This is a genomic window from Prevotella merdae (assembly GCF_900290275.1).
GTDB lineage: Bacteria > Bacteroidota > Bacteroidia > Bacteroidales > Bacteroidaceae > Prevotella > Prevotella merdae.
Window position 1 is genome coordinate 1,179,543 of record NZ_LT985323.1, and the last position, 23,579, is coordinate 1,203,121.

The window sequence follows — 23,579 nt, forward strand, 5'->3', positions numbered from 1 at the left end:
AAACAAAATACATATGAAAAAAAGACTAACCTTTCTTGTGGCTTTGCTCATAGCAGCAGCCACCTCTTTCGCTGCTCCGGTGATGCCGGGATTTAAGAAGACCTTACCTACAACCAATGGCAATGTTATAACTGCTGAGTTGCAGGGTGATGAGTTCTTGAGTTGGTGGGAGACTGCCGACGGCAAGCGATATACTCTATCTGATGATGGCAAGTGTTTTGTTGATGCCAACTTTGATACTCTTCAACACAAAGCCAGCATAATGCGTGCACCATTGGTTAAGGGTGGCATAGGTGGCGACCACATCACTTATACAGGAACGAAGAAAGGCCTTATCATTCTTGTCGAGTTTGCCGACAAGAAGTTTGACAAGGCTCACGACCATGCCTACTACGATGCTATTGCTAATCAGTCGGGTTTTACAAACGACGAGGGGTACATAGGTTCTGTTCACGATTATTACAATGCTCAAAGCAATGGGCAGTTCGACCTTACCTTCGATGTAATAGGTCCAGTTTGCGTAAGCAAGGGATATGCCTATTATGGTGCCAACACATCATCGACAAAAGATGTCAAGATGGGCGAGATGCTTAAAGAGGCTTCGGATATGGCAGCTCCAAAAGTAAACCTTGCCGACTATGATTGGGATGGCGACGGTATTGCCGACCAAGTGTTCTATCTATATGCAGGATTGGGCGAGAATGCATCTGATGACCCTAATACCATTTGGGCGCATATGTACTATATGCGCAATCGTGGCGGCAAACTTACTTACAGCACTGGCTCGATAGACCGATATGCATGTGCCAGTGAATTGCTGGGTGTACTAAACAAGGATGGATATACGGGTGATACACGTGCATCAGGCATTGGTACTATATGCCATGAGTTCTCTCACTGTCTTGGATTTCCCGATACCTACGACACTAACGGACAGAAGCAGTATGGTATGGGTTATTACGACCTATTGTCGAACGGCAACTACCTTGGCGAAGGATTCACACCGCCCAACTTCACTGCATGGGAGCGTATATATGCTGGATGGGTAGAGCCTATAGTTCTTGACAAGGCTGCTACGATAAAGTCAATGCAGTCGTCTACCGACTATGGACGTCCATTTATTATGTATAATGATAACAATCCCGATGAGTACTATCTCTTTGAGAACCGTCAAAAGACAGGTTGGGACTGCAAACTCTTTGGCAAGGGATTGATGATAACGCATGTAGATTATCTCAAGAGCCGCTGGACATCAAATAATGTAAATGCCACCGGAAAAGACCATCAGCGCATGACGATATTCCATGCCGACAATGAGGCTACTAACAATGTGGTGTCTAAGATACGTGGCGACCTTTATCCTTATGTCAATACAAAGACTGGCTCGGTAATAAATAATAAATTGACCGATACGTCTGCACCAGCAGCAATGCTGTGGAACAGTAACGACTCGAAGAAGGGAACCTCGTTCATGGGTAAGCCCATTACCGAGATAACACGTAATGATGATGGCACTGTAAGTTTTCTTGTAAAGGGTGGCGACGACAACAATATCGTTGACAATAGGAACCTGACAGGTATAGTGTCGTTGAGAACAATCGACAACAAGACTGCCGACAGTCGTGTTTTCTCTATTGATGGAACATTGCTTGGCACCGACATCAATGATATGCCGCACGGCTTGTACATTGTTGGAGGACGTAAGGTTGTGAAGTGATATTAGCGTGGTACGGCTACAAGCCGTACCACTTAACTGTTGACTCTATAAGTAGCTATTTAGTACAGACTTACCTATATAATTGTTGTTTTTTTTAGCCTTATATGCAAACGTTTTCATCGAAATTCGTTATTTTGCATCTTGATTTATAACACGAAAGCAATTTTTTTCCTAATTTTGTATCCGAAATACAATAAAAACTCCTAATAACGTATACGCACAATGGTGCGTAGATATTTAATTTACAATCTAAAAATACTCAATATATCTATATGAACATTAAATTCAAATTGCCATACCATACCACGTATGGTGACGAACTATTGCTGAATATCGCCCCATCGCCTGAGGACGATAATTTGGCACTAGACATGAGTCAGTTTAAGGTGCTTGCCATGACCACACACGACGGCGCAACATGGACATTAGACACAACTCTTGATTCGAAGGATGCCTCACGCTACGACTATTTCTATAGTGTGCGTGGTATTCGTGGAATAAAGTGTTCGGAGTGGAAAACCGTGATGCATCGTCTTGACCTTACTGCAGCCAAGGCAAACACGTACGAAGTGAATGACAGATGGACCGACTTCCCAGGCGATACTTATATGTACAGCTCGGCATTTACCGACTGTGTAAACCGTCGTGCCCAAATACCAGCACAGTCTACAAACTATGCCACAACCTTACGTCTTGTGGTGCGTGCTCCGCAGTTGCGCTCTGGTATGCGCTTGCATCTTGTTGGAGCACAGGCAGCATTAGGAGACTGGGATTTATCCAAGTCGTTGCCTATGACAGAGCATAGCCACAACGAGTGGTATGTCGACATAGATGCATCGCTTCTGTTTGCCACATCTAAGCGTGGCAGCAAGAAGGCTTATGATGATAGTTCAGAAATTGAGTTTAAGTTTGTTGCCATTGGCGACAAGAACGAGATAGAGTGGGAAACTTGCAACAACCGTATTCTCGCCGTTGAGCCTTTAAAGCAAGGCGAACTTCGCAGCATTGCTCTTGATCAAGCCTTCTTTGCCCTTTACGACGAGAAGGTAGCCGGAACACTTATTCCAGTGTTCTCGCTCCGTTCGGAAGGTAGCTTTGGTGTAGGCGACTTTGGTGACCTTAAGCTGATGATTGACTGGGTGGCAAAGACACACCAGCGTTTGCTTCAGGTATTGCCTATCAACGACTCTACATCCACACATACATGGACAGATTCGTATCCATATTCTTGCATCAGCGTCTTTGCATTGCATCCGCAGTACTGTGACCTACGCCAGTTGCCAGCTATAGATGACAAGGTTGAGGCTGACCGTTTTGAGATGTTGCGCGAGGAACTTAATGCCTTGCCACAGATTGACTATGAGCGTGTGAACAACGCTAAGATAAAATACCTGCAAATGTTGTTCAAGCAGGAAGGCAAGAAGGTTCTTGAATCTGAGGATTTTAAGTCGTTCTTCAAAGCTACAAACCATTGGCTTGTACCCTATGCACAGTATTGCTATCTGCGCGACAAGAACGGCACATGCGAATTTGATAAGTGGGAGGACCACAACCAGTGGAATGAAGCCGATCGCGATGCTTTGTCTAATCCGCAAAATAAGGCATTCGAGGATGTTGCGTTCTTCTATTATGTGCAGTATGTGCTCGACCGCCAGATGCGCTCTGCTCATGATTATGCACGTGCACGTGGCGTAATACTTAAGGGCGATATTCCTATCGGTGTAAACCGCAACGGTTGTGATGTATGGCACGAGCCAGAATACTTCCATCTCGACTCGCAAGCCGGTGCTCCACCAGATGCATTCTCGGTAAATGGACAGAACTGGGGATTTCCTACATACAACTGGGAGCGCATGATTGCAGACGGTTGTCAGTGGTGGGTGCGTCGCTTCCAGAATATGCAGCAATACTTTGATGCCTACCGCATCGACCATGTGCTTGGATTCTTCCGTATATGGGCAATACCTACCGATTGTGTACACGGATTGCTTGGCCAGTTCCAACCGGCTCTTGCCATGAGCCGTGATGAGATACAGGGCTATGGGCTCAACTTCCAGGAGGAGTTGTTTACCAAGCCGTTCATAGCCGACTGGGTGATTGACCGTGTGTTTAAGGAACATGCCGAAGAGGTGAAGGAGAAATATTTGCAGCATGATCACGACAACATATTCTCTTTGAAACCTGAGTATGACACCGAGCGCAAGATAGAGGCTGCCTTTGAGGGTAAGACCACAGACAAGGACATATGGTTGCGCGACGGACTCTATGCAATGGTTGAGGATGTGCTCTTTGTGCGCGACCGCCAGAATCCTAATATGTTCCATCCACGCATCACAGCCCAGCTCAACTTTATGTATGAGGCTTTGTGGCAGAACGACAAGGATGCATTCAACCGCCTGTACAACGACTACTTCTATCGTCGCAACAACGACTTCTGGTATCGTGAGGCTATGAAGAAACTTCCATTGCTCTCGCAAGCTACACGCATGCTTGTATGCGCCGAAGACCTTGGTATGGTGCCCGACTGTGTACAATGGGTAATGAACGAATTGCGCATACTAAGTCTTGAGCTTCAGTCGATGCCTAAGGATCCAAGTGTAGAGTTTGGACATCTCTCGCGCAATCCATACCGCTCGGTATGTACATTGTCAACCCACGATATGCCTACGCTGCGTCAGTGGTGGGACGAGGACTATGACCGCACGCAGAAGTATTACAACAGCATGCTCTATCGTGGTGGCGCCGCTCCTCATCCGCTGCCGGGTTGGCTTGCACGCGATATAGTGTCGCGTCAGCTTACATCGCCATCAATGCTGTGCATCTTATCATTACAAGATTGGTTTGCAATTGACGAGCGTATACGCCTTGCCGATGCCAACGCCGAACGTATAAACATTCCAGCCAATCCTAAACATTACTGGCGCTATCGCATGCACATGACGATAGAGCAGCTTCTTGCCGACCGCGACTACAACGACCAGGTTAAGGAACTTGTGGATGAGGCAGGAAGAAAGTAATATATAATCAATTAGTTAATAAATAAATCATAGCCTTTTCCTCAATCCACAAAACATACAGCTCCCCTCCATATGGGGAGGGGTTGAGGGTGAGGCTTTTTTGTAATTTATGAAATTTCGTACACTCCTTCTATCCCTTCTTACTACTTGTACAGGTAATAGTGCCTTGGCGCAAACCTTTAATGAAGTGGTTTATTCGCCCAAGTCAACAACCTTCTCGCTTACAACATCGCCCGATGTAAAGAAGGTGGATGTTGTAATCTCTGATAATGACAGCGACACCGCACAGCAACTTGTAAAATCGATGAAGCGTGTGGGTGCTGGCAAGTGGAAACTTACGGTTAAGAACGATCTCAAGGGTAAGTATTATGTATTCAGCGTATATAATCAAGCTCAACCCGACCATACTCCAGGTGTATTTGCCAAAGCTGTAGGTGTTAATGGTAAGCGTGGAGTCATTGTTGACCTAAAAGACACCGACCCTGATGGTTGGGCTGATGATGTGCGTCCAGAACTGAAGAACCCTTGCGACCTTATTATCTATGAGATGCATCATCGCGATTTCTCTATGGATATGTCGTCGGGCATAAAGAACAAAGGTAAATTCCTTGCCCTTACCGAACCGGCTGCAATCAGTCATCTGCGTCGACTTGGTGTTAATGCCGTGCATATTCTGCCCTCGTTCGACTTTGCTTCAATAGACGAGTCGAAGCCTGATGTGGCACAATACAACTGGGGCTACGATCCTCTCAACTACAATGTTCCAGAAGGATCATATTCTACTAATGCTGCCGACCCTAAGGCACGCATACGCGAGTTTAAGCAGATGGTACAGGCATTGCATAAAGCTGGCATTCGTGTAATATTGGATGTTGTGTACAACCATACATTCGACATAAATGGCTCAAACTTCCAAAAGACTTATCCCGACTATTTCTTCCGCAAGAATGCCGAAGGCAAGTATAGCGACGGCTCAGGTTGTGGCAACGAGACTGCATCTGATAAAGAGTTGATGCGCGAGTTTATGAAGGAGAGTGTGGCTTATTGGGTTAACGAATACCATATCGATGGTTTCCGTTTCGATCTTATGGGCGTTCACGATATAGAGACAATGAACGAGATACATGATGTGGTTGCCCAAATCGATCCTACCATATATATATATGGTGAGGGTTGGAGCGCCGGCTCATGCGCCTATCCGCAAGACAAGCTTGCAACGAAGGCCAATACATGCGAGCTTAATGGCATTGGAGCCTTTAGCGATGATATGCGTGACGCTTTGCGTGGACCTTTCTCTGATGATACTAAGGGCGAATTCCTTGCTGGTGTTCCTGGTCAGGAGGAGAGCATAAAGTTTGGTATTGCTGGAGCTATAAGTCATCCGCAGATAGACATGACAAAGGTGAACTACTCTAAGGTGCCTTGGACCAACGAGCCGTCGCAAATGGTAGCCTATGTCAGTTGCCACGACGACATGTGTCTTACCGACCGTCTGCGTTCAAGCATACCGTATATAGGCGACGACGAACTGATACGTCTCGACCTACTTGCACAGACAGCCGTGCTCACATCGCAAGGTGTTCCGTTCATTCTTTCTGGCGAAGAGATGCTTCGCGATAAAAAGGGTGTGCACAACTCATACCGCTCTCCAGACTCTATCAATCGTCTCGACTGGAACAACCTAAAGCGTTATCCGCAAGTGTTCGACTATTATGCTGGTCTTATATCTCTACGCAAGCAGCACCCAGCATTCCGTATGGGCTCTGCCGATGAGGTGAGAAAGAACCTTTGTTTCCTTGAGGCTCCTGAAGGAGTGGTGGCCTATCAGCTTAAGAACAATGCTGGAGGCGACTCATGGAAGAACATTATCGTAGTGCTTAACTCGCAGAAGACTCCACAGACTGTAGATGTTCCTGAGAATACATACACTATGGTAGTAGCCAATGGCAAGGTAGATGCCAACGGTATAGGGTTGTTAAGTGGCAAGACACTAACAGTGGCACCGCAGTCTGCACTGATTGTGCACGATTAAGCAAACTCTCCCATGCAGCAAATCGACTTTCCCTCCCCGTAGGAGAGGGGAAAGCGAAATGCTCTATAGGGTGGAATTATTAGTTGTACTACATTTATACTTAAATGATATAATTGTTAGTATGCTATATTATAAATTAATTAATATCCATATTTAATCAATCTCTCAATTACTTTTATATGAATATCAAGAACATACAGCTTTCCTCCTTAAGTAGGAGGGGTAAGGGAGTAGGACTTCTCTTCTCCTTATTTCTTACAACTCTTTCTATGAATGCAGCCAATAAAATAGATCGCATCGAACCTGCTAACTGGTTTGTTGGCATGAAGAATCCGCAGGTGCAGCTCATGGTGTATGGCAAGGATATACGCTCGGCAGAGGTGTCGACCGATTATCCAGGTGTGCGTATTGACTCGCTTGTACGCCTTGACAGTCCTAACTACCTATTAGTATATATGAACGTAAAGGATGCCCAGCCAGGAACGATGAATTTGCAATTCCGTGCAGCTAAGGGCAAGACCAACGTCAAGTACGAGTTGAAGACACGCGACATGAGTGGTGAGGACCGTAAGGGATTTACCAATGCCGACGTTCTTTACATGCTTATGCCCGACCGTTTTGCTTCGAGTGGTAAAAACCTCAATGTAAAGGGGCTGAACGCATATACCGTAAATCGCAATGAGCCATCATTGCGACATGGAGGCGACCTTGAGGGTATACGCCAGCATCTTGACTACTTTGTAGACCTTGGAGTTACAGCCCTTTGGTTTACACCAGTATTGGAGAACAACTCGCCCGATCACGGCAAGCAGAGTACCTATCATGGTTATGCTACAACCGACTATTATCGTGTAGACCCACGCTTTGGCTCAAATGCCGATTATCGTAAACTTGTTGATGAGGCTCACAAGAAGGGACTAAAGGTAGTGATGGATATGATTTTCAACCATTGTGGCTTTGAGCATCCTTGGGTTAAGGATATGCCGTCGAAGGATTGGCTTAACACCCCCGAATGGCTTTATCCCGAGAATCAGAAGAATGCCGTTAAGACAAAGACAATGGATGGCGACCAAATGACCAACGACAAGTATCTGCAGACAAGCTATAAGCTCACACCAGTGCTCGACCCATATGCATCCAAGGTGGATATGCACGAGACTGTGGATGGATGGTTTGTACCTACAATGCCCGACCTTAACCAGCGCAACCAGCATCTTATGACTTATCTCATACAGAACTCGGAGTGGTGGATTGAGACAGTGGGTATCGACGGCATACGTATGGACACCTATCCATATGCCGACCGCAAGGGTATGGCACGCTGGATGGAAGTACTCAACGATGAGTATCCTAACTTTAATACAGTAGGCGAGACTTGGGTAACAGAGCCTGCCTATACAGCAGCATGGCAGAAGGATTCGCCACTTGCTGAGATAAACTCCAACCTCAAGACTGTCATGGACTTCTCCTTCTTCGACAAGCTCAATCAAGCTAAGCGTGAGGAGACAGACGACTGGTGGAATGGATTCAACCGCATATACAACTCGCTATGCTACGACTATTTGTATGTAGATCCATCGTACGTAATGGCGTTTATAGAGAACCACGATACCGACCGCTTCCTTGGTGAGGGTCAGGACTCGCTCGCTCTCAAGCAGGCACTCGCCTTGCTCCTTACCGTAAACCGCATACCACAGCTCTACTATGGTACTGAGATAATGATGAACGGTACAAAGCAGGTAACAGATGGTAATGTACGTCGCGATTTCCCTGGTGGCTTCCCCGGTGATACCCGCAATGCTTTCAACAAGGCTGAGCGCACAAAGGCAGAGCAGGATATGTACCGCTGGACCAGTCGTTTGTTGCATTGGCGTCAGGGCAACGATGTTATAACAAAGGGCAAGCAAACCCAGTTTATCCCAGTCAAGGGCGTATATGTTGTGGCACGTACACTTGGCGACAAGGCTGTTATGACCGTAATCAATGGCACATCTAAGGCTGCCACTATGCCTGTTGAACGTTATGCCGAGATTATAGGCGATAGAAAGGAAGCTACCAACATACTTACTGGTCACAAGATAGACCTCACTAAAGACGTTAAGTTACAGCCAAGAGGTGTAATGGTGTTGAGTATGTAGGTATGAGATAATGAGAATAGAATTATAAGTTGTCAATACAATTATGAGCATTATAAAGAAAACAATTGTAAGTGCTGTATGCGGAATGGCATTATTGCCTCTCGCCGCATCTGCCCAGGGATGGCCTTCGCAGTATAAAGGTGTTATGTTGCAGGGGTTCTATTGGGATAGTTTTGAGGATTCGCAGTGGACAAAGCTCGAAAATCAGGCCGATGAGTTGGCTCCATACTTCAAGTTGGTATGGATACCGCAAAGTGCCTATTGTGGAGGCAAGTCAATGGGCTATAATCCCCTCTATTGGTTCAGTAATTATAACTCATCGTTCGGTACAGAGGCTCAGCTTCGCTCTATGATAGGCACATTCAAGCAGAAAGGCATAGGTACAATAGCCGACGTGGTTATAAACCACCGTGGTACGCTGAAGAATTGGTTCGACTTTCCCGTAGAGACTTACAACGGCAAGACCTATCAGATGTATTCTACCGATGTGTGTGCTAACGATGATAGTGGCAAGGCTGCTACTCAAGCCCAAAAGCAGGGGGTAAGTCTTAGTCAGAACAATGATTCGGGCGAAGACTGGAGTGGTATGCGCGATCTCGACCACAATTCTGCCAATGTGCAGAGTTGTGTGAAGGATTATCTGCATATGTTGCTCAACGACTTTGGCTATGCTGGTTTCCGTTATGATATGACAAAAGGCTATTCGGCAAAGTTTACTGGTATATACAATACTGATGCCAAGCCAGAATATTCGGTAGGCGAGTATTGGGACGGCAACAAGTCGGTGCTTATGAACTGGCTCAATGGTACTAAGGTTGACGGCAAGATACAGTCGGCCACGTTCGACTTTGCTATACGCTATACCATTCGCGATGCAGCCAACAATGGCAATTGGGCTAAACTGGCAAATGGAGGATTGGCAACCAATGATACATACAAGCGTTATGCTGTGACCTTCATCGAGAACCACGACACAGAGAAACGTTCGGATAGTGCACAAGACCCTATACGTAAGGATACGCTTGCTGCCTACGGTTATCTGCTTGCGGCATCGGGCACTCCTTGTGTTTTCTATAAACACTGGATTGACCATAAGGCCGACCTAAAGAATATGATTCTATTGCGCAACCGTGCAGGAATTCATAACGAGAGCAAGATGTCGAAGATAAAGGCAGAGACAGGTCTTTACGTTTTCTCGTCTACTGGTACAGATGGTGAGTTGTGCGTGGCTGTAGGTTCTAAAGCCAACAAGTATACAGCTCCAGCTGGATATGCGTTAGCAGCCGAGGGCTATCATTGGCGCTACTTTCTCGATACAAAGCAGGAAACAGCATGGCCATCGCTGCCATCGGGCGTCTATTACAATGAGCCTGAGGTTACGTTGCGTGCCATTTCTGCCGCATCAGATGCACGTGTAGTATACACACTTGACGGTTCGGAACCTACGGTTTCAAGCGCACAGGTGGCTAATGGCGATAAGGTGATATTGCCTTCTGGTAACATCACTCTTAAGGTAGGTGTGCTTGCTGGTGGCAGAGTGTCGGGTGTTGTGACACGTACATACGAAATTCGCAAGTTCTCGCCATATCAGATGACTGTATATGTCAATACAGACAAAGTAGGTTGGAACAATTGTTACTTCTGGACATGGGGTGGCGATGGTACACATGGAGCGGCTTCGGGCAAGTGGCCTGGCGACAATCATACTACAACAACCGAGGTTAATGGTAAGAAATGGTATAGTCATTTGTACAGCATCAACTCGGCTAATGACTGTGTAAGCTTTGTGTTCGCACAGAAGGATAAGGTGCAGACTGTTGATGTGTCAGGCATTACCAGTACGTCTTATTTTGAGGTTCTTGCAGATAAGGACAGTGAGGGACACTATCTTGTTAAGGATGTGACAAAGGATTATAACACCGCCATTGCTGGCATAACTGTAAATAATACCAACCTTCGTCCTACAACAGTAGTGTCGCTTGACGGTCGCACGCTGCGCCGTTTCTGCGAACATAAGTCTACAGCCGATGCCTTGAATGGACTGGGCAAAGGCATATACATTGTTAATGGTAAGAAGGTTGTTGTTAAGTAATATAGCATTGCTTAAACACAAAAAAAACTCTTGTGGCTAATGACCTTCGGGTCTTATAAAAGGTTTGACGGATGAATATCGAGAACAATAAATCGACATTCATCCGTCAAACCTTTTGTGCTTTAATTTGTAAAATCTTAATGTTGTACTTATACGACACACAAAGCATTCTTCACGATGGAAAAATACTAACTAACTATGATGAAAAATGAATATGTATTCTTCGACCATCGATAACGTTATCATAAGCCAACGATAGCATATTCGTAAAATTATGGAGGTAGATAACATTGCTTAGAATCGAGTCTTATCCCAAAAAAACAATTTATTTTCTACAATAATAATATAAAAGCTGCGTTATACTAACGTGTTTAAACGCTTAAGAATAATATTGACAATGATGCTTACGCTTGTCTCTGTGTGGAGCCATGCGCAGTACGACGTGTCTTTTAGCCATTACTTCGACTTGGAACCTTCGTACAACGCTGCCGCTGTGGGCAAGCAGTCTAAGCTCAATGTGGCAGCTGCCTATGCCATGGATCTTGCTGGGTTCAAGCGCAATCCGCAGACAATGTATGTCGGAGCGGATTTGCCGTTCTATTTTCTCAAGTCGTATCATGGAGCGGGTATACAATTGATGAATGACAAGTTGGGACTATTTACCCATCAGCGCCTTGCGTTGCAATATGCTTTTAAGGTCAAGCTATTTGGCGGAACTTTGTCAACGGGTGTTAGTGCCGGATTGTTGAGCGAAAGCTTTGATGGAACAAAGGTCGACCTCGAAGACTCAAGCGACCCGGCTTTCTCGTCTTCCAAACTCGACGGCAACTCAATAGACCTTGGTGCCGGACTGTATTACACACGCGGTCCGCTATATGTAGGACTGTCGGCACAGCATCTCAACTCGCCGCTTATCAAGTTGGGCGAGACCAACGAGCTGAAGGTGGATGCTACATATTATCTTACCGGTGGCTACGACATACGTCTGCGCAACCCATACCTCACAATCAAGCCATCCTTCCTCGTGAGGACAGATGGAGTGGCATGGAGAGGCGACATAACCGGACGCCTTGTCTACACCAACGACAAGAAGATGATGTATCTCGGTGTAGGCTGCTCGCCAACCAACTCGGTAACGGTACTTATCGGCGGCAACGTTCATGGCGTGATTATGGGCTATTCGTACGAAATGTACACGTCGGCAATAAATCCAGGCAACGGCAGCCATGAGCTATTTATAGGTTATCAGATGGATCTCAATCTGACCAAGAAGGGCCGTAACCTTCACAAGAGTGTAAGAACATTATAACATAAATATAGATGAAAACAAGTAAATGCATATTATCTCTAAGCCTTATGATGGTGGCAATGCTGCTTACCGGATGCTTCGGCGGAAAGATGGCTTCGTCGGCAAGTCGTGGCGGCGAGGTGGTAGGCGTGGGCGGACGCTCGTTTGTGGAGCCTACACCATACGGTATGGTGAGGGTTAACCGTGGCTATCTGCACATGGGTATAGACAAGCAAGACTCGCTTTGGGGTAAACAGACGCCAGTTAAGGATGTGTCAGTAGACGGATTTTGGATGGACGAAACCGAGGTGACCAATTCTAAGTATAAGCAGTTTGTTACATGGGTGCGCGACAGTATAGTACGCACTCGACTCGCCGACCCTAAGTATGGAGGCGATGAGACATATATGATAACAGAAGACAAGAATGGCGACCCTATCACTCCTCAAATCAACTGGAAGAAGCCTCTACCGCGCAAGCCCAATGAGGACGAGTTGCGAGCTATCGAAAGTGTGTACACACGCAACCCTATTACAGGCGAGAAGATGCTCGACTACCGTCAGATGAACTATCGCTATGAGGTGTACGACTATAAGGCAGCTGCCTTGCGCCGCAACCGACTGAACCCAGAGGAACGCAATCTTAATACCGACATCAAGGTTAATCCTGATGAGGTGGTTATGATTTCAAAGGATACTGCTTATGTGGACGATGAGGGTCGTGTGGTGCGCGAGACCATAAACCGACAGCTGAGTGGTCCGTGGGATTTCCTCAACACTTACATTGTGAATATCTATCCTGACACGACATGCTGGGTAAACGACTTCCAAAATGCCGAGAACGAGACTTACCTGCGCAACTACTTCTCAAACCCTGCCTACAACGATTATCCAGTGGTTGGTGTGACATGGGAACAGGCTAATGCCTTCTGCGCATGGCGTACCGACTATCTGTTGAAGGGACTTGGCCCAGAGGCACGATACGTGCAACGCTACCGTCTGCCAACGGAAGCCGAATGGGAATATGCTGCAAGAGGAAAGTCGGGAGCCGAATTTCCATGGGAAAACCCAAGTGTAAAGAGTGGGGAAGGATGTTTCTTTGCCAACTTCAAGCCTGCGAGAGGCAACTATACCAAGGATGGCAACCTAATAACGTCAAAGGTAGGTATATATGGGGCCAACAGTAATGGCCTGTTTGACATGGCAGGCAATGTGGCAGAGTGGACAAGCACTGTATACACAGAAGCTGGAGTTGAGGCTATGAACGATCTCAACCCTACTTTGCAGTACAATGCGGCACTTGAGGACCCTTATAGATTGAAGAAGAAGAGCGTGCGTGGAGGTTCGTGGAAGGACCCTGAGTCGTTTATACGTTCGGCATGGCGCACATGGGAGTATCAAAACCAGCCGCGTTGTTATATCGGATTCCGCTGTGTGCGCAGTCTTGCAAGCACATCGAGCGAGAAGGTAAAGGCAAGAAAGAACAAAAAATAAATAATAAGCAAAACCAACTATGACAGTTTATAGTAAGTTCAACATAGTCTATCATCTGCAGAAGTGGATGGATAGCGTTCCTGGACAGACATTCCTCAACTACGCTTATAGCTGGGGTGCTTCGGTCGTGATTCTCGGTACACTCTTCAAACTTACCCACCTTCCAGGTGCTAACATCATGCTGTTTGCCGGAATGGGTACTGAGGTGTTGGTGTTCTTCCTGTCGGCATTCGACCGTCCATTTGATAAGACTCAGGATGGTAGAGATCTGCCTACCCATATCGATGAGGAAGAGATAGACCACGAGGAAGCTGAGGCTGAAGCCGAGTATAACGCTAGACACAATGGCGCCACAACTCAAGGTGGTGTGGCTGTTGGTGGTACTATAATAATAGGTGGTGCCGCAAGCAATGGTGGCGGAGTATCACAATCGACCGATGCTGCAAATGCACAGCAAGGCATAACGGCTATTGATACTGGAGCAACAGTTTCGGTACAGGCAGCAGCTCAGATGGCAGCAGGTCAGGAAACAGCTGCACAGCTTGCAGATGCCCAGGCTGCTTATCTTGAGCAACTGAAGAATCTGACCGAGACCTTGCAGAAGGTGTCAGAGCAGAGCGTACGTCTTACACGCGACAGCGAGGAGATGGAAAACCTCAACCGCACGCTTACCGGAATATGTAAGGTGTACGAGATGCAGCTTAAGGGTGCAAGCCAGCAGATTGGTACTATAGACCAGATTAACGACCAGAGTCGCAAGATGGCTCAGCAGATAGAACAGCTCAATAGCATCTATGCACGCATGATAGAGGCTATGACTGTTAACATGAACTTGAAAGTGAAAGAGTAAATGGCAATAAAGAAAAGACCGGTTTCTCCTCGCCAAAAGATGATAAACCTCATGTATGTGGTGCTTATGGCGATGCTTGCGCTGAACATCTCGTCTGAGGTGCTCAACGGATTTTCTATTGTCGAGGAGAGCCTGAACCGTACTACAGCCAACTCGTCGAAAGAGAACGAGGTTCTGTACGACAACTTTGCCGAGCAGATGAAGGCTAATCCGGCAAAGGTGAAGGAGTGGTTTGACAAGGCTACGGCTGTTAAGCGCATGAGCGACTCGTTATACAACTATGCGCAAGAGCTTAAACTTAAGATTGTGCTTGAGGCTGACGGTAAGGACGGAAACGTGCTTAACATAAAGAACAAGGACAATCTTGAGGCGGCAAGTCACGTAATGCTGGCACCAGGCACGGGGCAGGGACACAAGCTTTTCAAAGCCATCAACTCCTTCCGTAACCGTATTCTTGCTATGGTGAGCGACCCTCATCAGCGTAGCATTATCGAAAGCAACTTAACAACAAAACTTCCTAAGAATGCCCATACTATGGGCAAGAACTGGGAGGAGTATATGTTTGAGGATATGCCGGTGGCAGGTGCCGTGACGCTTCTGTCCAAGTTGCAGAGCGATGTGCGTTATGCCGAGGGCGAGGTGTTGCATACATTAGTGTCCAATATAGACATGAAGGACATACGTGTAAACAAGCTTTCGGCTTTCGTAATACCCGAATCGCGTACTGTGATTAGTGGCGACCAGTTCTCTGCGCAGATTGTAATGGCAGCTGTAGACACAACCCAGCAGCCCGAGATATACGTTGGCGGACAGCGCATTAACAATGGATTGTACCGATTTACAGCAGGAACTGTGGGCGAGCATCAGTTTGGCGGATACATAACAATGCGCGATGGTGCGGGCAACGTTATACGCCGTGACTTCACTCAGAAGTATACTGTAGTGGCACCAAGTGCCACAGTATCTGCCGATCTTATGAATGTGCTGTACGCTGGATACGACAATCCTATCAGTGTAAGTATACCAGGTGTTCCGCTCAATGCAGTACAGGCTTCTATGTCAGGAGGCTCGTTCCGCAGTATAGGTATGGGCAAGTATATAGCTCGTCCGTCTACTGTTGGCAGCGACGTAACCATAAACGTTGCAAGCAACGATAACGGCAAATCGCGACAAATGGGTAAGTTTACGTTCCATGTGCGCAAGTTGCCTGATCCTGCTGCTTATATAACAGTAGGTACCGACCGCTTCCGTGGTGGTGGCTTGGCAAAAGCATCGCTTATGGGTGCACATGGTATAAAGGCTGCTATTGATGACGGTATACTTGATATACAGTTTAAGGTGGTTAGCTTCGAGACCGTATTCTTCGACAATATGGGTAACGCTGTGCCAATGGCTTCGGCAGGTGACAACTTCTCAGAGCGTCAGCGTGACACATTCCGTAAGTTGTCAAGAGGCAAGCGCTTCTATATATCGCGCATTACGGCTGTAGGTCCTGATGGCATAACACGCAAGCTCAATGGCTCGATGGAAGTGATAGTGAAGTAGATTTACAATATATAAATAGGAAGACAAATGAAAAAAATACTGACAATACTGCTTGCCGCATTTCTTTGCGCTGACGTGGCTACGGCACAGCCGGCTGCGCGTCGTCGTGAGCAGGCACAGCAGCAACAGCAAAAGGATCAGGGGCTGAGTGTGCGTGCGCAGATATCTTTTCCAACACAGAAAGCAATGGACGAGGATGTAACATGGCGTCGCGACCTGTACCGTGAGATAAGTCTGACAGATGATGCCAATGCTGGTCTCTACTATCCTGTGGAGCCTGTTGGTTCGCAGATGAACCTCTTCACCTATATCTTTAAGTTGGTGTTGCGACGTGCCATTCCTGCCTACGAGTATCGACTTGATGGCAGCGAAGTATTTGATGAAGCATCGAAGATAAATCTTAAGTCGTTCCTCGACAATTATCATATATTTTACGAGCGTACCGACCGCGGTATACGTATTGACGACAGCGACATACCATCACGTGAGGTTACTGCTTATTATGTAAAGGAGTCGGCTTATTTTGACGACCGCAATGCAGCATTCCACACAAAGGTGTTGGCTCTCTGTCCGATACTCAAACGCGATGATGACTTTGGTGATGGTGGTACATCCTATCCTCTGTTTTGGATTAAATACAACGACCTTGCACCGTTCCTTACCAAGCAGACAATCATGACGTCTAATCTCAACAACGCTGCTGTGATGTCAATGGACGACTTCTTTACGAAGAATATGTACAAGGGTAAGATTTATAAGACTACAAATATGCTTGGCAAGACCCTTGCACAATATTGTCCAAACGACTCGGCTATGGCAAAGGAGCAAAAGCGTATTGAGAAGCAGCTCGTAGACTTTGAGCAGAATGTTTGGGGTAAACCCGAACCCAAGGACTCGCTTGACAGTATAGCACGTATGGACAAGAAGGCTGCAAAGGCATTGGCTAAGAAGAATCGTCGTGCTGGTGGCTCTAAATCGAAGACATCTACAACAAAGGTTAGAAAATCGCGTCCTCAGGGCGGCTCGTCTTCATCGCCATCAGGTTCGGCACGTGTAACGGTTCGTCGTCAACGTCATTAAGTTGGATTATTAATATAAAAACTAAAAAGGTATGAGAAAAATTTTTACTGCAGCTATTGTTGCTGCGACAATGCTGTTCTCAACAAGCAGTGCACAAGCACAGGTTAAGTTTGGTTTGAAGGGCGGTCTTAACGTAACCAACATGAGTCTTAACTCAGAGGTGTTCGATGCCGACAACCAGACAGGTTTCTTTATAGGTCCTACTGTTAAGTTTACACTCCCAATCGTAGGCCTTGGTATCGACGCGTCTGCTCTGTACGACCAGCGTGACGCAAAGATTACTGTTGAGGATAACGGCGCATCGGTTGAGAGTAAGATTAAGAATCAGTCCATCAATATTCCAATCAACCTTCGCTATGGTGTTGGACTTGGCAGTACAGCCAGTGTTTACCTCTTTGCTGGTCCGCAGTTCGGCTTCAACGTAGGCGATAAGAACCAGTCGCTCTTCAAGGACATGGGTGAGTGGCGCCTTAAGTCATCTACATTTAGCGTTAATGTAGGTTTGGGTGCAATGTTGCTTAGCCATCTTCAGATCTCAGCCAACTACAACATTGCTTGTGGCAAGACTGGTGAGACAACCGTATCGAGTGCTCTTGGCGAGCTAGCACAAAGTGCAGCAAAGAAGAGAGGCCGTGCCAATGCTTGGCAGATAGGTTTGGCTTACTATTTCTAAACAAATCAAAAGCTATTAGTGGAGGTCGGACGCCATATCGTCAGACCTCCTTTTTGTATATACATATTATATATTATGCACTATGTAGACGTCATATTGCCCCTGCCTCTTGAGGGTACCTTTACATACAGCTTGCCGGAAGCAATGGCCGACAAGGTGTGTCTTGGCGTGCGTGTTTTGGTACCTTTGGGCAAGTCGAAGACGTACACGGCTATGGTTGTGCGTGTGCATGAGGATGCGCCCGAATTTAAAACACGCGATATATTGCAGGTTATAGACACCGAACCCGTAATGCTTGAACGCCAGATGAGGCTATGGCAATGGATTGCCACATATTATATGTCGACACTGGGAGATGTGTTTAAGGCGGCATTGCCTGCCGGACTGAAGGCTGAGGAAAACTATAGACCAAAGACAGTACGTTGCGTTACGCTACCTGCTAATCTGCGTTCGGAGCAGTCGTTGCATCTGGTTATTAGTATATTGTCGAAAGCTATAAAGCAACAGCAGACGTTTAACACGTATCTACAGCTGTCGCATTGGGACAATATCGATGGCGAAACATCGCCAGAACATATACAGGAGGTGGCTTGTGATGAATTGCAAAATGCTGCAGGAGCATCGGATGCCGTGTTGAGGCAACTCATCAACCGCAAGTTTCTTGAGGTCTATCATCGTGAGGTAGGGCGTATTGGTGGTGGAGGAGAGGCTCATCCTGAGAATATACAACCACTTAGTGAGGCACAGCAGGATGCTATGAACCAGATAAGGACACAGTTTATGGCAAAGAATGTGGTGCTATTGCACGGTGTGACGTCGAGTGGTAAGACCGAGATATACATTCATCTTATTCAGAAGGCTATAGACGAGGGCAAGCAGGTGCTGTATCTACTGCCCGAGATAGCCTTGACTGTGCAGATGACACGACGCTTGCAGCAGGTGTTTGGGTCGCGACTCGGCATATACCATTCCAAATACAGCGACGCCGAGCGTGTGGAGATATGGAAGAAGCAACTGTCTGACGAGCCATACGATGTTGTGCTTGGCGCACGTTCGGCTGTGTTTTTGCCATTTACACGACTTGGGTTGGTAATTGTTGACGAGGAACATGAAACCTCCTTCAAACAGCAAGATCCAGCACCGCGATATCATGCCCGTTCGGCTGCTATCGTATTGGCGCGAATGTGTGATGGCGCAAAGGTTCTCTTAGGCACAGCAACTCCGTCAATGGAAAGCTATTATAACGCAAGCATGGGCAAGTACGGATATGTTAGGCTTACAACCAGATACCGTGATGTTGCTATGCCCGAGATAAGGGTGGTAGACACAAAGGATTTGTATCGTCGCAAGATGATGCAAGGAATGTTCTCACCTGATTTGCTTGTTGCCATACGAGCAGCCCTGAAGGACAAGAAGCAGGTTATACTGTTTCAGAATAGGCGTGGATTTGCTCCAATGGTAGAGTGCAAGATGTGCGGATGGGTGCCCAAATGTAAGAATTGTGACGTGTCGTTGACGTATCACAGGTCGATGAATCTCCTTACGTGCCATTATTGCGGATATACTTATGCCGTGCCAAAGCAATGTCCCAACTGCGAGAGTACTGAACTGCTTGGGCGTGGATATGGTACGGAGAAGATAGAAGACAGGGTGCACGAGTTTTTCCCCGAGGCACGTATTGCACGAATGGATCTTGACACCACACGTTCGGCAGGAGCGTACAGTCGTATCATTAACGACTTTTCGGCAGGACGTACGGATATACTTATAGGTACTCAGATGGTATCGAAGGGACTCGATTTCTCTGGGGTCACGGTTGTGGGTATACTCAATGCAGACACAATGCTCAATTATCCTGACTTCAGAGCATATGAGCATGCTTTCCAAATGTTGTCGCAAGTTAGTGGCAGAGCAGGTAGAAGAGATGAACGTGGACTTGTCATATTACAAACAAAAAGTGCCGATTTGCCCGTGATACGTCAGGTGGTGGACGGTGACTTTGCATCTTTTGCTCGTGACTTGCTTGAGGAACGACGTATGTTCCGTTATCCGCCCTATTGGCATTTGGTGTATGTATATCTGCGACATCGCACCGAGCAATTAGTAGAGAGCGCCGCTATAGAATTGGCTTCGAGATTAAGACAGGTGTTTGCCGACCGTGTATTGGGCCCAGACAAGCCTTCGGTTGCAAGAGTCAAGACCGAGTCGATAAGAAAGATAGTGCTTAAGCTAGAACTCGGTATCGATCTTCAGCTTGCACGGCGTTGCATGTATGAGGCTCGAGCGGCACTTATGCAAGACAAGCGTTATGCCACAATGACGATATACTTTGATGTAGACCCGCTGTAATGCGTTAAGAATTGCTAACAAATAGCAATCGTGTGTAGTAAAATGCGTAATTTAGCAGTCCAATTAAAGCTATGTCTTAATAACTGTAAGCAAATAAACAATAAGTATCATATAATAATGAACGTAAAGACAATTATTTTTGCACTCTCGCTGACTGCAGCTATGTCGGCAAGTGCACAGACTTCAAAGGGCATCGATCTTGCCAACATGAACAAGGCGGTTAAGCCCGGCAACGATTTCTACGAGTATGCCATTGGTGGTTGGCGTAAGGCTCATCCACTTGATGCCGAGCATGCACGCAATGGTTCATTCATCGACCTTGAGGAGATGAATCAGAAACGTATTCTCGGACTTATCAACGAGTATTCGTCTAAACCGCAGACTAAGGGTACACTTGGTCAGAAGATAGGTACACTCTACAACTTGGCTATGGACAGTGTTCGTCTTAACAATGATGGTGCAGCTCCACTAAAGCCAATTCTGAAGAAGATAGCCGATATTTCAGACCGTCGCGAGTATCAGCTTGTTGTTGCTCAGCTTGATGCACGTGGTATTGGTTGTGCGATGTTTGGTGTTGGTGTAGGTGCCGATATGAAGGATGCTGCCAATAACCTCGTTGGTGTTGGCCAGGGCGGATTGGGTCTTGGCGAGCGTGACTACTATCTGTCTGATGATGCTCAGGTTAAGGCTGTGCGCGAGGCTTATGCTAAGTACTTGAAGCAGATTTTGGTTTTGGCTGGCAACGACGAGGCTACTGCACAGAAGAAGGCTGACGCCACTATGCGTATAGAGACTCGCCTGGCTAAGGCAAGCAAGAGCACTGTTGAGATGCGCGATGTTCAGAGCAACTACCACAAAATGACATACAATGCACTTGTAAAGGATTTTCCTGGAATAGACTGGGGCAACTACTTCTTGATTCAAGGTTTCCCGGCATTCTCTCACGTCGATGTTGGTCAGATAGAACCAATACATGAGGTAGAGAAGATTCTTGCAGAGGAATCGCTCGACGACCTTAAGGCATATGCCGAGGCTCATGCAGTATCGTCATCTTCTGCTTATCTTGATGACAACTTCCGTAAGGCAGACTTCGAGTTGAGCCGTGTTATGTCGGGTGTTCAGCAGGACCGTCCACGCTGGAAGCGTGCTACAAGTCTTGTTAGCGGCGTACTTGGCGAGGCTATCGGTAAACTGTATGTTGAGAAGTATTTCCCTGCAACAAGCAAGGAGATGATGCTTAAGCTTGTTAAGAACTTGCAGATTGCTCTAGGTCAGCGTATTGACGAGTCTACATGGATGTCGGCTGCTACAAAGGCACAGGCTAAGGACAAGCTCGACAACTTTATTGTGAAGATAGGCTATCCTGACAAGTGGCGCGACTACAGCGGTCTTAATGTAGATGAGTCGCTCTCTTTGCTTGAGAATATGGGTAATATTTCAGAGTTTATGTCTAAGGACTACATCTCTCGTAAGGTGAATAAGCCTGTAGACAAGGCAGAATGGCAAATGACACCTCAGACTGTTAATGCCTACTACAACCCTACAACTAATGAGATTTGCTTCCCGGCCGCTATCCTTCAGCCACCTTTCTTCGATCCTAATGTAGACGAGGCTGTAAACTATGGAGGTATTGGTGGCGTTATAGGACACGAGATGTCGCATGGCTTTGACGACCAGGGTTCACAGTTTGATAAGTATGGCAACCAGAAAGACTGGTGGACTGCTGTTGACAAGAAGAACTTTGAGGCTCGCACAAAGGTGCTTGCAGACTACTTCTCTAATGTGGAGGCTCTGCCTGGAAAGAAAATCAATGGCAAGCTTACTCTTGGTGAGAACATTGGTGACAACGGTGGCTTGAATATCTCATTGCGTGCTCTTGAGAATGTGCTCAAGGATAATCCTGCTGCAGCAAAGACAATTGATGGATTTACCCCAGAGCAGCGTTTCTTCCTATCATGGGCTACTGTATGGGCTGGCAATGCTCGTCCTGAGTTTATCGACCGTCAGATAAAGACCGATCCTCACTCTCCAGCAGAGGCTCGTGTCAATGCAGCTTTGCCGATGATTGATGCTTGGTACAAGGCTTTCAATGTTAAAAAGGGCGACAAGCTTTTTGTTGACAAGAAGAAGCGAGCACACATTTGGTAATATATACAAAAGAAGGTTTGTAAATATAAAATAACTAAAAACTCGTAGTACATCCCCACATAACGTACAACGAGTTTTTAGTTTTTTTTTAATGGTTGTAGTTTTGAACATGTGCAACACATGTTGAGCAGCCAAGCCACCTGCAACCACAGTATGCACCACAGCAATGCACCAAATCAGTCGATGTCCTTGAGCGGAATTATTTGCGGCATAGCATGGAAAGGGCGCGTAAGCAGAGCCTACACAAGCAATACGCCCAACATCAGCGCAATGACAAGCCAGTAGCTTTTAGGTCCAGTGCATGTCGAAGGCAAACCATGCGGCGAGATAGGCTGCCACCTCAATGGAGCTAAGTGGATCCAAAAGTAGAGATTTATTTGTTCATCAAATATTTGAAGATATGCATACCGGAACTAAAGAGGAGTTCTTGCTTACTTCTGAACTAATGTTATTGCAGCATCTCAGATGATAATATAAGGCGTTGACAATATATTAATTTGTATCTTTGCTTGCTATCAAACGAGTCTTTGCTTGCTATCAAACGAGTCTTTGCTTGCTATCAAATGAGTCTTTGCTTGCTATCAAACGGGTCTTTGCTTGCTATCCCATCTATCATAGCGTTTCGCCTTGTAAAGAATGTTGTAGCCTTTGCATGGTATAGCTTGCATGTTTGTGAATTTTTCAGAAACATGTGCCTCTTGTATTGATATGATTCCTGATACTGTATCCATTTATATGCAAAAGTATAATAATTTACATAAAACAATAGCTGTATTTGCCTATAAAACCCCAATATGGTTGATTTATCTCAATTATAGAGTAAAAAATCATCTTTTATAAAACTTTTTCTTCAAAACTCTTGCACGGTTGAATTATTTGTTATACCTTTGCATCCGCTTTCGAGAACGAACGAAACCTCAAGCTAAACGAGTTAAGTTCGTGTTAAGATTGCATTAAGAAAGAGTTCTTTGAAAAGATTTACATAAACAGACAAGTAGTACAAGAAGCAAATATGATAAACTTTGGTTTTGATTATTTGGGTAAAATACGAACCGTTAATCTTTATAATAAGGTTAAAACTTCAATAAAAATGGAAGCTCGTTCTGGACAGATACAAACAAACAACACTTGCTTCGGCAAGGGTTGGTAAAAGATAT

General features: G+C 46.1%; 14 protein-coding genes. All 14 read left to right on the forward strand.

Translation table 11 applies throughout. The features are described from left to right. Positions 1-13 precede the first annotated feature (13 nt). The 14 genes from C9991_RS04800 (at position 14) to C9991_RS16630 (ending at position 22,707) form a co-directional block, all read left to right on the forward strand. The gene (locus C9991_RS04800) at positions 14-1,717 is read left to right on the forward strand and encodes a M6 family metalloprotease domain-containing protein (protein WP_106811431.1); all 1,704 of its coding nucleotides are present in this window, start codon (positions 14-16) and stop codon (positions 1,715-1,717) included. A gap of 272 nt (positions 1,718-1,989) precedes the next feature. Next, on the forward strand, positions 1,990-4,734 hold the full coding sequence (locus C9991_RS04805; RefSeq protein ID WP_106811432.1) for a 4-alpha-glucanotransferase: 2,745 nt from the start codon (positions 1,990-1,992) through the stop codon (positions 4,732-4,734). A 109-nt stretch (positions 4,735-4,843) separates the two neighbouring features. Next, the gene (gene pulA, locus C9991_RS04810) at positions 4,844-6,766 is read left to right on the forward strand and encodes a type I pullulanase (protein WP_106811433.1); all 1,923 of its coding nucleotides are present in this window, start codon (positions 4,844-4,846) and stop codon (positions 6,764-6,766) included. A gap of 179 nt (positions 6,767-6,945) precedes the next feature. Further along, complete coding sequence (locus C9991_RS04815; protein WP_106811434.1) at positions 6,946-8,904, forward strand: alpha-amylase family glycosyl hydrolase; 1,959 nt, start codon at positions 6,946-6,948, stop codon at positions 8,902-8,904. A 43-nt stretch (positions 8,905-8,947) separates the two neighbouring features. Next, positions 8,948-10,996, forward strand: a complete 2,049-nt coding sequence (locus tag C9991_RS04820; RefSeq protein WP_198643748.1) for an alpha-amylase family glycosyl hydrolase — start codon at positions 8,948-8,950, stop codon at positions 10,994-10,996. 397 nt (positions 10,997-11,393) lie between these two features. After that, the gene (locus C9991_RS04825) at positions 11,394-12,305 is read left to right on the forward strand and encodes a PorP/SprF family type IX secretion system membrane protein (protein ID WP_255414782.1); all 912 of its coding nucleotides are present in this window, start codon (positions 11,394-11,396) and stop codon (positions 12,303-12,305) included. Between the two features lie 11 nt (positions 12,306-12,316). Further along, positions 12,317-13,777 carry a T9SS ring complex lipoprotein PorK/GldK gene (gene porK, locus C9991_RS04830; protein WP_106811436.1) on the forward strand — a complete coding sequence of 487 codons (1,461 nt, stop codon included), beginning with the start codon at positions 12,317-12,319 and terminating at the stop codon, positions 13,775-13,777. Between the two features lie 19 nt (positions 13,778-13,796). Continuing rightward, on the forward strand, positions 13,797-14,627 hold the full coding sequence (gene porL, locus C9991_RS04835) for a type IX secretion system motor protein PorL/GldL (RefSeq protein ID WP_106811437.1): 831 nt from the start codon (positions 13,797-13,799) through the stop codon (positions 14,625-14,627). Continuing rightward, a complete protein-coding gene (porM, locus tag C9991_RS04840; RefSeq protein WP_106811438.1) occupies positions 14,628-16,172 on the forward strand; it encodes a type IX secretion system motor protein PorM/GldM in 1,545 nt (514 codons plus the stop codon). A gap of 27 nt (positions 16,173-16,199) precedes the next feature. Then, a complete protein-coding gene (porN, locus tag C9991_RS04845) occupies positions 16,200-17,252 on the forward strand; it encodes a type IX secretion system ring subunit PorN/GldN (RefSeq protein ID WP_106811439.1) in 1,053 nt (350 codons plus the stop codon). Between the two features lie 31 nt (positions 17,253-17,283). After that, positions 17,284-17,925, forward strand: a complete 642-nt coding sequence (locus C9991_RS04850) for a porin family protein (protein ID WP_106811440.1) — start codon at positions 17,284-17,286, stop codon at positions 17,923-17,925. Positions 17,926-18,000: 75 nt separating this feature from the next. Then, the gene (gene priA, locus C9991_RS04855; protein ID WP_106811441.1) at positions 18,001-20,274 is read left to right on the forward strand and encodes a replication restart helicase PriA; all 2,274 of its coding nucleotides are present in this window, start codon (positions 18,001-18,003) and stop codon (positions 20,272-20,274) included. 117 nt (positions 20,275-20,391) lie between these two features. Beyond that, positions 20,392-22,422 carry a M13 family metallopeptidase gene (locus C9991_RS04860; protein WP_106811442.1) on the forward strand — a complete coding sequence of 677 codons (2,031 nt, stop codon included), beginning with the start codon at positions 20,392-20,394 and terminating at the stop codon, positions 22,420-22,422. A gap of 120 nt (positions 22,423-22,542) precedes the next feature. Beyond that, entirely contained in the window at positions 22,543-22,707 is a 165-nt protein-coding gene (locus C9991_RS16630) for a hypothetical protein (protein ID WP_157949364.1), read from the forward strand. Positions 22,708-23,579 lie beyond the last annotated feature (872 nt).

Coding starts and splice junctions, on each gene's coding strand:
- C9991_RS04825 (WP_255414782.1), top strand. CDS start 11,394: ATGATGCTTACGCTTGTCTCTGTGTGGAGCCATGCGCAGTACGACGTG.
- porL (WP_106811437.1), top strand. CDS start 13,797: ATGACAGTTTATAGTAAGTTCAACATAGTCTATCATCTGCAGAAGTGG.
- priA (WP_106811441.1), top strand. CDS start 18,001: ATGCACTATGTAGACGTCATATTGCCCCTGCCTCTTGAGGGTACCTTT.
- porM (WP_106811438.1), top strand. CDS start 14,628: ATGGCAATAAAGAAAAGACCGGTTTCTCCTCGCCAAAAGATGATAAAC.
- porK (WP_106811436.1), top strand. CDS start 12,317: ATGAAAACAAGTAAATGCATATTATCTCTAAGCCTTATGATGGTGGCA.
- C9991_RS04800 (WP_106811431.1), top strand. CDS start 14: ATGAAAAAAAGACTAACCTTTCTTGTGGCTTTGCTCATAGCAGCAGCC.
- C9991_RS04815 (WP_106811434.1), top strand. CDS start 6,946: ATGAATATCAAGAACATACAGCTTTCCTCCTTAAGTAGGAGGGGTAAG.
- porN (WP_106811439.1), top strand. CDS start 16,200: ATGAAAAAAATACTGACAATACTGCTTGCCGCATTTCTTTGCGCTGAC.
- C9991_RS04860 (WP_106811442.1), top strand. CDS start 20,392: ATGAACGTAAAGACAATTATTTTTGCACTCTCGCTGACTGCAGCTATG.
- C9991_RS16630 (WP_157949364.1), top strand. CDS start 22,543: ATGTTGAGCAGCCAAGCCACCTGCAACCACAGTATGCACCACAGCAAT.
- C9991_RS04820 (WP_198643748.1), top strand. CDS start 8,948: ATGAGCATTATAAAGAAAACAATTGTAAGTGCTGTATGCGGAATGGCA.
- pulA (WP_106811433.1), top strand. CDS start 4,844: ATGAAATTTCGTACACTCCTTCTATCCCTTCTTACTACTTGTACAGGT.
- C9991_RS04850 (WP_106811440.1), top strand. CDS start 17,284: ATGAGAAAAATTTTTACTGCAGCTATTGTTGCTGCGACAATGCTGTTC.
- C9991_RS04805 (WP_106811432.1), top strand. CDS start 1,990: ATGAACATTAAATTCAAATTGCCATACCATACCACGTATGGTGACGAA.